Raw genomic sequence first — 13836 nt, 5'->3', positions numbered from 1 at the left:
TTGATAATTGACAATGAAGGAGGGGAATATTATTAGAATTAAAAGTTATCAATTTGCTGTAAGAGTTGTAAATTTGTATAAGTTTTTAGCTGAAGGTAGAAGGAGTTGGTGCTTTCAAAACAATTGTTACGCTCAGGAACATCCATTGGAGCTAATGTAAGGGAAGCGGAACATGCAGAAAGTAAAGCAGATTTTATCCATAAGCTTTCAATTGCGTTAAAAGAAGCAAACGAAACGGAATATTGGTTAGATTTGCTTAAAGAAACAAGTTATTTGAATAATTCTGAGTATATTAGTATTCAGGTTGATATAAAAGAAATTTTAAAACTTCTTACAAGTATCATAAAAACATCAAAACAAAAATAATTTTCAATTATTAATTGTCAATTATCAATTGAATTATATGAAAGGACCATTATTTTACTCAAAAATTCTACTCTTCGGTGAGTATGGAATTATAAAAGATTCTAAAGGATTATCCATTCCATATAATTTTTATAATGGGGCTTTAAAAACAGACAAAAACCCTTCAGAAGCAGCTTTAAAATCTAATCAAAGTTTAAAACGTTTTGTTTCATATTTAGAAACAATTAATCCAGAGTTGGTAACTTTTGATATTGATACGTTAAAAAGTGATGTTGATGCAGGTATGTATTTCGATTCTTCCATTCCACAAGGGTATGGTGTAGGAAGTAGTGGTGCATTAGTTGCTGCAATTTATTATAATTACGCACACAATAAAATTACGGTTTTAGAAAATTTAACTAGAGAAAAATTATTGATTTTAAAATCAATTTTTTCTGAAATGGAATCGTTTTTTCATGGAAAATCTTCAGGTTTAGACCCTTTAAATAGCTATTTAAGTATTCCAATCCTTATCAATTCAAAAGATGATATTGAAGCAACAGGTATTCCGTCGCAAAAAGCCGATGGAAAAGGTGCTGTTTTTTTATTAGATAGTGGTATAATTGGTGAAACGGCGCCTATGGTTAGTATTTTTATGGAAAATATGAAACAAGAAGGTTTTCGCAATATGCTTAAAGACCAGTTTATAAAACATACCGATGCTTGTGTTGAAGATTTTTTGAAAGGCGACATTAAATCGTTGTTTAAAAACACAAAACAACTATCAAAAGTGGTGCTTAATAATTTTAAACCTATGATACCGCAACAGTTTCATGAACTTTGGAAAAAAGGTATTGAAACTAATGAGTACTACTTAAAACTTTGTGGTTCTGGTGGAGGTGGCTATATTTTAGGTTTTACCGAAAATATTGATAAAGCAAAACAATCATTAAAAGATTATAAGTTAGAAGTAGTTTATAATTTTTAAATTTTCTTTGTTACTATAAACCTATTTTAGGCTTTTATCAAAACATTTTTTCATGTTATCCAGAAAACAAAAGCACATACTTCTCAAGTTTTTTAGCATGTTTTCTGTAATTAGAGGTTACAATATTCTAATAATTGTAATCGCTCAATATTTAGCATCCATATATATATTGGCACATGATAAACCTTTGCGTAAGGTTGTTTTTGATGTTAATTTGTTTTTGCTTGTTTTAGCTTCGGCAGCTACAATTGCAGGTGGTTACATTATAAATAATTTTTACGATTCTGAAAAAGATTTAATTAATCGCCCAATAAAATCGAAGTTAGATAAGTTGGTTAGTCAAAACACGAAATTGTCATTTTATTTTGTTTTAAATTTCATAGCTGTTATAATGGCTAGTTACGTTTCATTTAAAGCAGTTATTTTCTTTTCAATTTATATTTTTGGTATTTGGTTTTATTCACACAAATTAAAAAAGTTGCCCTTTATAGGTAATTTAACTTCAGCAATTTTAACTATTACGCCATTTTTTGCCATTTTCATGTATTATAAAAATTTCGAAACCGTCATTTTTGTACATGCTATTTTCTTGTTTTTATTAATTTCAATGAGAGAATTAACCAAAGATTTAGAAAACATAACAGGCGATTTAACCTTAAACTATTACACAATTCCAATAGTTTATGGTGAAAGTACTTCAAAAAAGATGCTTACAGCATTAGCAATATTAACCCTTGTGCCAACATATTTGTTGTTATTTAAATTCGAAATAGGGTATATGTATATTTATTTCTATTTAAGTATTGTGCTGCTTGTTGTTTTTATAGTAGTATTGTGGATGTCTAAAACAAAATTGCATTATCTAATAGAGCATAATATTTTAAAATTTATCATTGTTTTAGGGGTTTTTAGTATTTTATTGATAGATGTTAACCTTTTGTTGAATAGGATTTTATAAAATCTATAAATCAAAATCGTAAATCGTAAATTTTAAAAGTATCTTTGCCAAAAATAAAAGTGATGAGTAGAACGCAAGGAACAAGTGGAAAAGGGAAACCTTCAGGAAGAGGACAGCAAAACAGTAATGGTAAAAATACCAGTAGAGGTGGTAGTGCATCAAAAGGTAAAAGTTTTGCTAGAGGAAATGCGCCAATACGCAATGTGAATCCGCCATCTAAAAAAACGTCGAATCCAGATGAAATTCGTTTAAACAAATACGTCGCAAATTCTGGTATGTGTTCGCGCAGAGAAGCCGATGTGCATATTGCAACAGGACTTGTAACTGTTAACGGAAAAGTAGTAACAGAAATGGGTTATAAAGTAAAGCTAGATGACGAGGTGCGATACGACGGAGCAAGGATAAACCCAGAGAAAAAAGCATATGTATTATTAAACAAACCAAAAGGCTTTGCAACAACCACAAGCGAAGGCAAAGGTAGAACAGTAATGGATTTAGTTGCCAATGCTACCACTTCCAGAATAAAACCAATTGGGCGTTTGGGCAGAAACTCAAAAGGCTTGTTGTTATTTACAAATGATGAGGTAATTGCAGAAAAATTTACCAACTCTAAAAATGGTGTAGCACGTTTATTTCAAGTAGAATTAGATAAAAATTTAAAGTTAGAAGATTTAAAAGCCATTCAAGCAGGCTTTAAAGTTGACGGAAAACTAATTGCAGTTGAAGAAATTAGCTATATTGATGGTGAATCTAAAAATCAAATAGGTTTAAAAATTAAGAATATAGGAAACACATTAATTCGCACTATTTTCGATCATTTCAAATACGAAATTGTTAGTTTAGATTGTGTTGCTATTGGTCATCTTACAAAAAAAGACATTCCGCGCGGGCATTGGAAACATTTAACCGAACAAGAATTGAATACTTTGAAGATGCTTTAAAAAAAATCTAAAAAAAAACTTCAAATCACTTTAAAATTAAATTTTTTATATTTCATTTGTAACGTAATTGCCGAACAAATTGAAGCGTGTTTATATGTTCCGTTTTTTGAAAGTTAAGAAGTTGTTTTCAAAAATAGCTTATAGAAAAAGTAACCGAATTTTAGAGTTAACTTCTGCCTATACTATTGCTGGTAGTCAGCATATATATGGCTTCGTTCCAACTACACAAAGTCAAATCCGAATTTGATTAATAGTAATATAATTTGATTAGAAACTTATGTTTCTTTAACTTTAAAAAATTATCATTTAACTATTACATCTAAAAACTAAGAATGAATACTAAATACATTGATTTAATAAATCAATCTTTTTACTTTCCGCAAGAAGAGTTTGATCTAAACGACAGGCATTTAGAGTTCCATGGCATCAATTTAATGGGATTGGTAGAGCAATATGGAGCACCTTTAAAATTCACCTACTTACCTCAAATATCTAATAACATCAATAGAGCAAAAGGTTGGTTTGATAAAGCTATAAAGGCCAATAAATACAAAGGTAAATACAACTATTGTTATTGTACTAAAAGTTCACATTTTAAACATGTTTTAGATGAAGCTTTAAAAAATGATATTCATATAGAAACATCATCAGCTTTTGATATTGATATTGTTGAAAGCTTAAAAGCAGAAGGAAAAATAACCGATAAAACCTATGTAATTAGTAACGGTTTTAAAAGAGATAAATACATTACCAACATAGCAAGATTAATTAATAATGGGCACAAAAACTGTATTCCAATTATTGATAATTATGAAGAGATTGATTTACTTTCAAAAGAAATTAAAGGTAAATTCAACATTGGTATTAGAATAGCTTCGGAAGAAGAACCAAAATTCGAGTTCTATACATCGCGTTTAGGCATTGGTTATAAAAATATATTGCCGTTTTACAGAAGTCAGATTAAAGAAAATAAAAAAGTGAAACTGAAAATGCTTCATTTCTTTATAAATACAGGTATTCGAGATAATGCGTATTATTGGAACGAGCTTACAAAATGTTTAAAAGTTTATACCAGTTTAAAACGCATTTGCCCAAGTTTAGATAGTTTGAATATTGGTGGCGGTTTTCCAATTAAAAACTCGTTAGCATTCGATTTTGATTATGAATATATAGTTGGAGAAATCATCAACCAAATAAAACTAGTTTGTGAAGAAGAAGAAGTAGAAGTGCCAAACATTTTTACAGAATTTGGAAGCTTTACAGTAGGCGAAAGTGGCGGTGCTATTTATGAGGTATTATACCAAAAACAACAAAATGACCGTGAAAAGTGGAATATGATAAACTCATCATTCATCACAACACTTCCAGATACATGGGCTATAAACAAGCGCTTTGTTATGTTGCCAATAAACAGGTGGCACGAAAGTTACGAACGTGTTTTGTTAGGTGGTTTAACCTGTGATAGTGATGATTATTACAATAGCGAGCAACACATGAACGCCATCTATTTGCCAAAATACAACAAAGAAAAACCACTATATATTGGTTTTTTCAATACAGGTGCTTACCAAGAAACCATTGGTGGTTTTGGCGGTTTACAACACTGCTTAATACCATCACCTAAGCATATTTTAATTGATAGAGATGCTGATGGAAATATTGTTACAAAATTATTTAGTGAACAACAAAAAAGTGAAGACTTACTTAAAATATTAGGTTATGACAAATAACACATATGCTGGCATACCAGAAGAATTTGCAAAATTAGAACAAGCAAAAATTGTTTTAATTCCGGTGCCTTTTGAAGCAGAAAATAGCATTCAAAAAGGATCGAATAAAGGACCAGAAGCTTTTTTAAACGCTTCAAACAACCTGGAACTTTATGATATTGAAACAGATACAGAGGTTTACCAACAAGGTATTTATTTGGCTGATGCCGTTGATGAAAACAATTCACCAGAAGCTATGGTTGATGCTGTTCATCAAACCACAAAAAAGTATATTAAAAAGAACAAGTTTGTAACATTATTTGGTAGTGAACATGTTGTTTCTATTGGTACTATTCGTGCGTTTAACGATATGTATCCAAGTTTAACAGTGTTACATATTGGCGCACATGCAAATTTAAGCAAAAGCAAAAATGGAAGTTTCATTAACAATGCTTGCGCACTTCATGAAGCTAACCAAATGACCAATTTAATTCAAGTTGGTGTGCGCTCTATGAGTGCAAATGAGAAAACCATTGCAGATGTTGAGAAAACCTATTTCGCTCACGAAATGGCAGTTGATGATACTTGGATGGATTCTGCAATAGATCAAATGACTGATAATGTGTTTATAAATTTCAACTTAAACGCTTTAGATATTTCTATTATGCCAAATACAGCAGCACCATTACCAGGAGGCTTATTTTGGTATGAAACTTTAGATTTTTTAAAACAAGTTTTTGCTGAAAAAAATGTAGTAGGGTTTGATATAGTTGAACTATGCCCAGCCATAAAACAAAAAGCATCCGATTTTTTAGCTGCAAAATTGTATTATAAAATGTTAAGTTATAAATTTATGGATGAAGAAGTAGGTGATGATTATGATAATACCTACGATAATTCAAAACAAAAAAACAACGCTTCAAAATTTAATGACGACGATGAGTACTAAAGGACCAATATCACAATTTATAGAAAAAAATTATTTACACTTTAATGCTGCTGCTTTAGTAGATGCCGCAAAAGGCTACGAAACACACTTGCTTGAAGGCGGAAAAATGATGGTAACCTTGGCTGGCGCTATGAGTACTGCAGAATTAGGAAAATCGTTAGCAGAAATGATACGTCAAGATAAAATTCAAATTATATCGTGTACAGGAGCAAATCTTGAAGAAGATATTATGAATTTAGTAGCGCACAATTCATACAAAAGAGTACCAAACTACAGAGATTTATCACCACAAGAAGAATGGGATTTATTAGAAAACCATTACAACCGTGTTACTGATACCTGTATACCTGAAGAGGAAGCATTCAGACGTTTGCAATCACATCTATACGATATTTGGAATAAAGCCGATAAAGCAGGCGAGCGTTATTTTCCGCACGAGTTTATGTATCAAATGATAAATTCAGGAGTTTTGGAACAATACTATGAAATAGACCCAAAAGATTCGTGGATGGTGGCTGCAGCCGAAAAAAACTTACCAATTGTAGTTCCAGGTTGGGAAGATAGTACAATGGGCAATATTTTTGCATCGTACTGTATTAAAGGTGAATTTAAACCTACAACTACTAAAAGCGGTATAGAATACATGATGTGGTTAGCCGACTGGTATCCAAAAAATTCAGGAGGTAAAGGTGTAGGCTTCTTCCAAATTGGTGGTGGAATTGCGGGCGATTTTCCAATATGTGTTGTGCCAATGCTTTACCAAGACATGGAAATGCACGATATACCATTTTGGAGCTATTTTTGCCAAATTAGCGACTCAACAACCAGTTATGGTTCCTACTCAGGTGCAGTACCAAACGAAAAAATTACTTGGGGTAAATTAGATATTACTACCCCAAAATATATAATTGAAAGTGATGCAACCATTGTTGCACCATTAATTTTTGCATATTTGTTAGACCAATAATTCCAACCCAAATAAAAATGTTACGCAAAATTGTAGATTACAAAAAATTAAATGAAGATATTTTAAATCTTCTTGTTGAAAAGTTTCCTGATGGTTACGATGAAACAGATATTATTTCGTTTAGAAATGCGCAAAACGAAATAATCGAAGCCGTTGAGGTAAGAACCGATGATACTATTTATTTAGTAAAAGTAGGTAAACGCCTTGTACAAGCTATGGAAGACTTCGGTGATGATGATTCAGATGTTGCTGATGATGATTTCGAAGAAGTTAAAGTAGATGATGCTGATGCGAATTTAGATGACGATGATGATGATGACACACCAGTTAAGAAAGAAAAACTAGATGATGATGGCGATGACGATGATGATGACGATGATGACGCTGATTCAGACTACGATGAAGAAGACGAAGATGATGATATTGATTAGTTTTTAGGTATGAGAACAGCTGTTTTTAAGTCTTACAAAAACGGTTATTTTACGTTTTGGTTTGAAAATGGAGAAGAATTAGTATTCGAGGAAGTACACCCAAGAGTACTAAAACAATACGATTTAAAGAACGATAAAAGTCTAATAGATAAAAGTTTTAGAATAACTTTTGTTGAAGATTTTGAAGATGAAGACGAAGATTTTGTAATTTACAGAGTTGAAAGTTTAAAACCTCTTTAATCAATCATAATTATGGGCGCATCATTTCACATGTCGTTGCCTTGTTTAAGTGTAAAAACAACCAAAAGTTTTTACGCCGATACCATTGGCGCTTCCTTAGGAAGAATTACACAAAATTGGGTAGATGTTAATTTGTTTGGTAATCAATTAACATTTATAAAGGCTGAAAAATTTAGTTTTAATAGTCCTAATTACGTGTTTGAAGGTAAAATATTGCCATCATTTCATTTTGGTATTATTGTCGATTTAAAAGATTGGGAACAAATTTATGCCAGACTTAACGACCAAAAACTAGATGTGGTTACTCAAGCTAGGTTTTTAGAAGGCAAAACAGGCGAACACGTTTCATTCTTCATAAAAGACCCAAATGATTATATGTTGGAGTTTAAAAGTTTTGAAAATCCAAATTCAATCTTTGAGAAATAAACAAAAAAGCTATGAAACCAATTTCATAGCTTTTTTATTTATAAAAACCTCCCAAATAAAAACACTGTAAACAATTAAATATTCCAAACCAATAACCCAAAGGTTTTCGGCATTATTTGAGTTTAGATATGCTAAATAGCTTAAAATAATAGCAAAACTCCAAACCAATGGAAACTTATAATTTGTAAAAACGGATAGTATTAAAAGTGTTGCAACGTACCAAGGATGAATTGTTGTAGCTGTAAAATAGTAAAACGATAAAACCAATAACATGCTTGTTATTAAATCTGTAGTGCTTTTGTTTTTTCTAAAAAAAGTTATTATTAGTACAAACAAAATTACCAAAACAGGAATTGCTTTTCCAATAATTGCAATTTCATTATAACCTCTAAATAAATAACCTACTTCCCTAGCTATGTAGTATAAACTGGCATTAAATTCAAAATCTTGAAACCATAAAGCTACGGTTTTCATGTAGTTGTTTATGAGTATTTTGGAGTAAAAAGGCACAAATAAGAATAGTATTGTTAAGCCTGTTAAGCTATAGAATATAAGTAGATTTGGCATTCCTGTAAAAGCAAGAATCCACTTCTTTTTGTCATTGCTAGAAGGTAATACCGAGTTAGTTTTTTCAACAGAAACAGATTGATTCATTTCATTTTTAATAATATTACGTTTTGTAAACCACCTAAAAAACAAAGGCAAAAACATTAAAGGAATCAATTTTACCGAAATAGACAAGCCTAAAACAATACCTGCAAAATACCATTTCTCTATATGAAGTAAATATAAACTCCATATCAAAAAGAAAATCATTACACCTTCAAAATGAAGATTTCCCGTTAATTCAATAATAATAAACGGATTTAAAATATACCAAAATATGTTGTAAACAGGAATGTTTAGTTTTTTTAAAAGCTTCTTTCCAAAATGCAAGGTTCCAAAATCGGCAGCTATAATAAGTAATCGCATCACAATTACCGAACCTAAAATACTCTTACTAGCAAACAAAGCAGCAAGTATAAAGCACAATTGATTAATAGGCGGATAATTTGTAAAATGACCAGCATTAAGTTCGCCCATGCCATTATACAACTCTTGGGCTTGAGCAACAGGAAAATTACCATTTTTAATAAATGATTCTACAGTATATAAATAAGGATTAAAACCTTCCAAAATCATTCTTCCATCCCAAATAAATCTATAAAAATCCTGAGATAAATTCGGTATTGCTAAAATAAAAACAGCTCTAAAAATAAATGCTAACCAAGTTAAAAATACAATACGTGTTTTTAAAATAGTTATCAATTTGTAAAATAAAAAAAACAACGCAGTGTAAAGCGTTAAAAGTTTAACGTAATCGGCTCTAACTAAATCATAAGCAAACGACACATAGAATAAAATACTAGAAACCACCCATAAAAATGGAGTTCTATTACGTCTTAAAAAGGCAGTATTTACTAGCATAATTCAAATATAAGACTATTTGTTTGGTGTAATAAAAAGAAAAATGATTAACTAAAACGATGTAGTTAACATTAATTCTAAATATTCGGTAATACATGACTTCTGTCATAATTTAAAAAAGTGCCTTCCTTTAATTTTGATACATATTAAAATAAAAACGATAACATTTTAATTATGAATATTTCACATATAGAACATATAGGAATAGCTGTTGAAAACTTAGAAGAAGCAATTACATATTATGAAGGCGTTTTAGGAATGAAATGCTACGCAATAGAAGAGGTTGTCGATCAAAAAGTGAAGACAGCCTTTTTTTTGGTAGGTACAACAAAAATTGAATTACTGGAAAGCACAGCGCCCGACGGTCCAATTGGAAAATTTATTGAGAAGAAAGGACAAGGCATACACCATATAGCTTTTGCAGTAAAAAACACTACGGAAGCTTTAAAACAAGCAGAAGAAAATGGTGTAACACTAATAGATAAAGTTTCAAGAAAAGGTGCAGAAGGTTTAAATATAGGTTTTCTGCATCCAAAATCAACTTTAGGTGTTCTTACAGAGCTTTGTTCAAAAGAATAAAAAAATTAAAGAGATAAGCAAATTCATAAAAAATTATGGCAAATCAAGATAAAATTAATGAACTCATTGAAAAAAGAGTTAAAGCAAGATTAGGTGGTGGTGAAAAACGTATCGATTCTCAACATGCTAAAGGTAAGTTAACAGCACGTGAAAGAATAGAAATTCTTCTGGACGATAATAGCTTTGAAGAGTTTGATATGTTTGTAACTCACAGAACAAAATCATTCGGTTTAGATAAAGAAATTTATTTGTCAGATGGTGTTGTTACCGGTCATGGCACTATAGATGGCAAAATTGTTTATGTGTTTGCACAAGATTTTACAGTTTTTGGCGGTTCATTGTCTGAAACCTATGCCTTAAAAATCTGTAAAATTATGGATATGGCCATGAAAATTGGTGCACCTGTAATTGGATTAAATGATAGTGGTGGAGCACGTATACAAGAAGGCGTTAGGTCGCTTGCTGGTTATGCCGAAATTTTCCAAAGAAACATTATGGCATCTGGCGTTATACCTCAAATTTCTTCCATTTTAGGACCATGTGCTGGTGGTGCGGTGTATTCGCCTGCATTAACAGATTTTACTATCATGACCGATAAAACAAGCTATATGTTTGTTACAGGGCCAAAAGTAGTGCAAACCGTTACTGGCGAAGTAGTTACAGCAGAACAATTGGGTGGTGCAAATATCCATTCTACAAAATCTGGTGTATCACATTTTTTAGCTGAAAATGATGAAGAAAATCTGCTTTTAATTAGAAAATTGTTAAGCTATTTACCTTCAAATAATTTAGAAGAACCACCAACAATTCCAACTTCAGATCCTATTGATAGGTTAGATGATATATTGAACACCATCATTCCAGAAAACGCAAATCAAGCTTATGATATTGTTGATGTCATTTCAACTATCACTGATAATGGTGAATTTTTAGAAGTTCATAGAAATTATGCTAAAAACATAGTTGTAGGGTTTGCTCGTTTTAATGGGCGTTCAGTTGGTATTGTTGCCAATCAACCTAAATATTATGCTGGTGTTTTAGATAGTGAATCATCAAGAAAAGCAGCCAGATTTGTTCGTTTTTGCGATGCGTTCAATATTCCTATTGTAACCTTAGTAGATGTTCCTGGGTTCTTACCTGGTACAGGACAAGAATATGGCGGTATTATTTTACATGGTGCAAAATTATTGTTTGCTTATGGTGAAGCTACTGTGCCAAAAGTAACTATCACTTTACGAAAATCATATGGTGGTGCGCATGATGTAATGAGTTGTAAACAATTACGTGGCGATTTAAACTACGCATGGCCAACCGCAGAAATTGCAGTTATGGGTGCTAAAGGTGCAGTTGAAGTTTTAGAAGGATCTAACATTAGTAAAATTGAAGATGCTGATGAAAAGCAACATTACATTGAAGAAAAAGAAAATGAGTATAATACCAAATTTGCTAACCCATATGTGGCAGCTAAATATGGTTTTATTGACGATGTAATTGAACCTAGAAATACACGATTCAGAATTATTAGAGCACTGGAGTTACTAGCTAATAAAAAGGATGTAAATCCACCTAAAAAACACTCAAATATCCCATTATAATGATACATATTTTTTTAACTACAGATACAATTACTGAAGGTTACATCATTTTAATAACAGGCTTGGTCATCGTTTTTGGTGGATTATTACTGTTAACCTTGTTTTTTAAATATGGATTGCCAACAATGCTTTATGTGTATAAAATAATCACTAAAGGTCCAGATAAAAAAATTAATGAAATATCACATAAGGTAAATCCGCAATTTTCAGGTGAAATAGCTGCGGCAATTTCGGTAGCAATTCATATGTATCTGCATGAACAGCATGATAATGAAAATGCTGTTTTAACCATAAAACAAGCCAGAAAAATGTATTCACCATGGAGTTCTAAAATTTATAGTGCTTATAGAAATAGGCTATAGTTTAGAATTATTTTAATCTGATAAAGAACTATATAACATGAAAAATTTCACATTCAAAATAAACGAAAACAATTACGGTGTTAAAATTGTTTCGCACGAAGATAATATTATAGAGTTGGAAGTAAATGGTACTTCGTATTCTGTAAAAATGAAGGAAGAAGAGGTTAAAGCCAAAAAAACGCCAACGCTTGTACGTAAACCTTCTAGTGCAACAATTGAGCCTATAAAAATAAATCCAAGTTCTTCAAACACTAAAATTATTGCCCCAATTCCTGGTGTTATTTTATCCATTAACGTAAAAGTTGGAGATACAATCAAAGAAGGTGATGCATTATTAGTTCTTGAAGCTATGAAAATGGAAAACAGCATCACTTCTGAAAAATCTGGTACAGTTGCGGCAATCAATGTTAAAGTTGGACAACAAGTTCTGCAAAGTGAAGTAATGATAGAATTAGCATAGAAAACCAAGCGTCATTTCAAAGAAATTGAAGGAATTTTATAAAATGTTCTTCTTTGTTATGACTTAAAAAAAACAGAAAAATGAAGAAAGTAATATTAATATTTGGAATTCTATCACTGCTAGTTTTTATCAGACCTGTTTTAGGTTTAAACGCAAGCAATAACCAAGTTACAACAACTACAACAGTTGCACAAACAGATAACGATACCAGTAGCGAAAGTTTTATTGCAGAGGCAGTTGATGGCATCAAACGGTTTTATAGTTTTACAGGTTTTGCAAATGCACATTCGGGTAATTTACTCATGATTTTTATAGGTATTGTATTTATATACTTAGGTATTAAGTTTGATTATGAGCCGCTTTTGCTAATTCCAATAGGTATTGGCGTTATTATTGGTAATATTCCATTTGTAGCAGGCTACCAAACAGGTATTTATGAAGAAGGATCGGTGCTTAACTATCTGTATTTTGGCGTAGTAAAAGGTATTTATCCGCCACTTATATTTTTAGGTATAGGTGCTATGACCGATTTTTCATCCTTAATAGCAAACCCTAAATTAATGCTTCTAGGAGCTGCGGCTCAAATTGGTGTTTTTGGTACGTTTTTAGGAGCATTGTATTTAGGTTTTAATCTTCCTGAAGCTGGTGCAATAGGTATTATTGGAGGTGCCGATGGACCAACAGCTATTTTCTTGTCATCTAAATTAGCAAATGGTATCAATATTTTGCCAGATGGCACTACTGTAAAAAATTTAATAGGACCAATAGCAATTGCTGCTTATTCATATATGGCGTTAGTACCAGTTATTCAACCGCCAATAATGAAATTATTAACTACTAAAAAAGAGCGTTTAATACGCATGAAACCTCCAAGAGCGGTTACGCAAAAAGAGAAAATGATTTTTCCAGTAGTAGCATTATTATTAACAACGTTTATATCGCCAAGTGCCTTGCCATTATTAGGTATGTTGTTCTTCGGAAATTTATTAAAAGAATCTGGCAGAACCGAACGTCTTGCAGATACAGCACGTACTAAACTAATAGATATTGTTACCATATTACTTGGTGTTACCGTTGGTGCATCAACCCAAGCAGATGTTTTTATTACAAGCGATTCCTTGAAAATTTTCGGATTAGGTGCTATTTCATTCGTTATTGCAACAATGGGCGGATTGCTTTTTGCAAAATTCATGAACTTGTTTCTTAAAGGCGATGATAAATTAAATCCACTTATTGGTGCAGCAGGTGTTTCGGCAGTTCCAGATAGTGCTAGAGTAGTGCATGCTGAAGGTATTAAAGCCGACCCGCATAATTATTTATTAATGCATGCCATGGCGCCAAATGTGGCAGGTGTAATTGGATCTGCAATTGCTGCAGGTATCATATTAAGTTTTTTAGGATAATTTAAAAAAACAAAAA

Annotated in this window: 15 protein-coding genes and 1 pseudogene; 15 read left to right on the top strand and 1 reads right to left on the bottom strand. The window is 31.6% G+C overall.

Annotated features, from left to right (window positions below; all coding sequences use genetic code 11):
• The first annotated feature begins 13 nt into the window (after positions 1–13).
• The 10 genes and pseudogenes from ACFQ1R_RS07805 to ACFQ1R_RS07760 all read left to right on the top strand — a co-directional run bounded on the left by ACFQ1R_RS07805 (position 14) and on the right by ACFQ1R_RS07760 (position 7954).
• A pseudogene (locus tag ACFQ1R_RS07805) lies at positions 14–366 on the top strand (four helix bundle protein).
• A gap of 37 nt (positions 367–403) precedes the next feature.
• The gene (locus ACFQ1R_RS07800) at positions 404–1333 is read left to right on the top strand and encodes a mevalonate kinase family protein (protein ID WP_379925578.1); all 930 of its coding nucleotides are present in this window, start codon (positions 404–406) and stop codon (positions 1331–1333) included.
• Between the two features lie 52 nt (positions 1334–1385).
• Entirely contained in the window at positions 1386–2291 is a 906-nt protein-coding gene (locus tag ACFQ1R_RS07795; protein ID WP_379925577.1) for a geranylgeranylglycerol-phosphate geranylgeranyltransferase, read from the top strand.
• Positions 2292–2353: 62 nt separating this feature from the next.
• Positions 2354–3232 carry a pseudouridine synthase gene (locus ACFQ1R_RS07790; protein ID WP_379925576.1) on the top strand — a complete coding sequence of 293 codons (879 nt, stop codon included), beginning with the start codon at positions 2354–2356 and terminating at the stop codon, positions 3230–3232.
• Positions 3233–3564: 332 nt separating this feature from the next.
• Positions 3565–4962, top strand: a complete 1398-nt coding sequence (locus ACFQ1R_RS07785; RefSeq protein WP_379925575.1) for an arginine decarboxylase — start codon at positions 3565–3567, stop codon at positions 4960–4962.
• Entirely contained in the window at positions 4952–5890 is a 939-nt protein-coding gene (speB, locus tag ACFQ1R_RS07780) for an agmatinase (RefSeq protein WP_379925574.1), read from the top strand. Before ACFQ1R_RS07785 ends, speB begins: the two co-directional genes overlap by 11 nt.
• Entirely contained in the window at positions 5871–6857 is a 987-nt protein-coding gene (locus tag ACFQ1R_RS07775; RefSeq protein WP_379926323.1) for a deoxyhypusine synthase family protein, read from the top strand. Before speB ends, ACFQ1R_RS07775 begins: the two co-directional genes overlap by 20 nt.
• Before the next feature lie 17 nt (positions 6858–6874).
• Positions 6875–7288: a DNA primase gene (locus ACFQ1R_RS07770; RefSeq protein ID WP_379925573.1), complete on the top strand. Its 414-nt coding sequence runs from the start codon at positions 6875–6877 to the stop codon at positions 7286–7288.
• Between the two features lie 9 nt (positions 7289–7297).
• Complete coding sequence (locus ACFQ1R_RS07765; RefSeq protein ID WP_379925572.1) at positions 7298–7528, top strand: hypothetical protein; 231 nt, start codon at positions 7298–7300, stop codon at positions 7526–7528.
• Positions 7529–7540: 12 nt separating this feature from the next.
• Positions 7541–7954, top strand: coding sequence for a VOC family protein (locus ACFQ1R_RS07760; protein WP_379925571.1), 414 nt, complete (start codon positions 7541–7543; stop codon positions 7952–7954).
• A 9-nt stretch (positions 7955–7963) separates the two neighbouring features.
• On the opposite strand, the gene ACFQ1R_RS07755 is transcribed toward ACFQ1R_RS07760, so the two are convergent.
• On the bottom strand, positions 7964–9421 hold the full coding sequence (locus ACFQ1R_RS07755) for a mannosyltransferase (RefSeq protein ID WP_379925570.1): 1458 nt from the start codon (positions 9419–9421) through the stop codon (positions 7964–7966).
• A 174-nt stretch (positions 9422–9595) separates the two neighbouring features.
• Between ACFQ1R_RS07755 and mce the strand changes: the two genes are divergently transcribed.
• The 5 genes from mce (at position 9596) to ACFQ1R_RS07730 (ending at position 13820) form a co-directional block, all read left to right on the top strand.
• Positions 9596–10000 (top strand): methylmalonyl-CoA epimerase, encoded by a 405-nt coding sequence (gene mce, locus ACFQ1R_RS07750; RefSeq protein ID WP_379925569.1) that lies wholly within the window; start codon positions 9596–9598, stop codon positions 9998–10000.
• A 35-nt stretch (positions 10001–10035) separates the two neighbouring features.
• A complete protein-coding gene (locus tag ACFQ1R_RS07745; protein WP_379925568.1) occupies positions 10036–11595 on the top strand; it encodes an acyl-CoA carboxylase subunit beta in 1560 nt (519 codons plus the stop codon).
• Positions 11595–11957 carry an OadG family transporter subunit gene (locus ACFQ1R_RS07740; RefSeq protein WP_379925567.1) on the top strand — a complete coding sequence of 121 codons (363 nt, stop codon included), beginning with the start codon at positions 11595–11597 and terminating at the stop codon, positions 11955–11957. Before ACFQ1R_RS07745 ends, ACFQ1R_RS07740 begins: the two co-directional genes overlap by 1 nt.
• Positions 11958–11994: 37 nt before the next feature.
• Positions 11995–12417: a biotin/lipoyl-containing protein gene (locus tag ACFQ1R_RS07735; RefSeq protein ID WP_379925566.1), complete on the top strand. Its 423-nt coding sequence runs from the start codon at positions 11995–11997 to the stop codon at positions 12415–12417.
• An 80-nt stretch (positions 12418–12497) separates the two neighbouring features.
• Positions 12498–13820 (top strand): sodium ion-translocating decarboxylase subunit beta, encoded by a 1323-nt coding sequence (locus tag ACFQ1R_RS07730; protein WP_379925565.1) that lies wholly within the window; start codon positions 12498–12500, stop codon positions 13818–13820.
• The last annotated feature ends 16 nt before the right edge of the window (positions 13821–13836 follow it).

This window comes from Mariniflexile jejuense (genome assembly GCF_042675665.1).
Taxonomy (GTDB): domain Bacteria; phylum Bacteroidota; class Bacteroidia; order Flavobacteriales; family Flavobacteriaceae; genus Mariniflexile; species Mariniflexile jejuense.
This window is presented reverse-complemented; position numbering and strand designations above follow the sequence as displayed.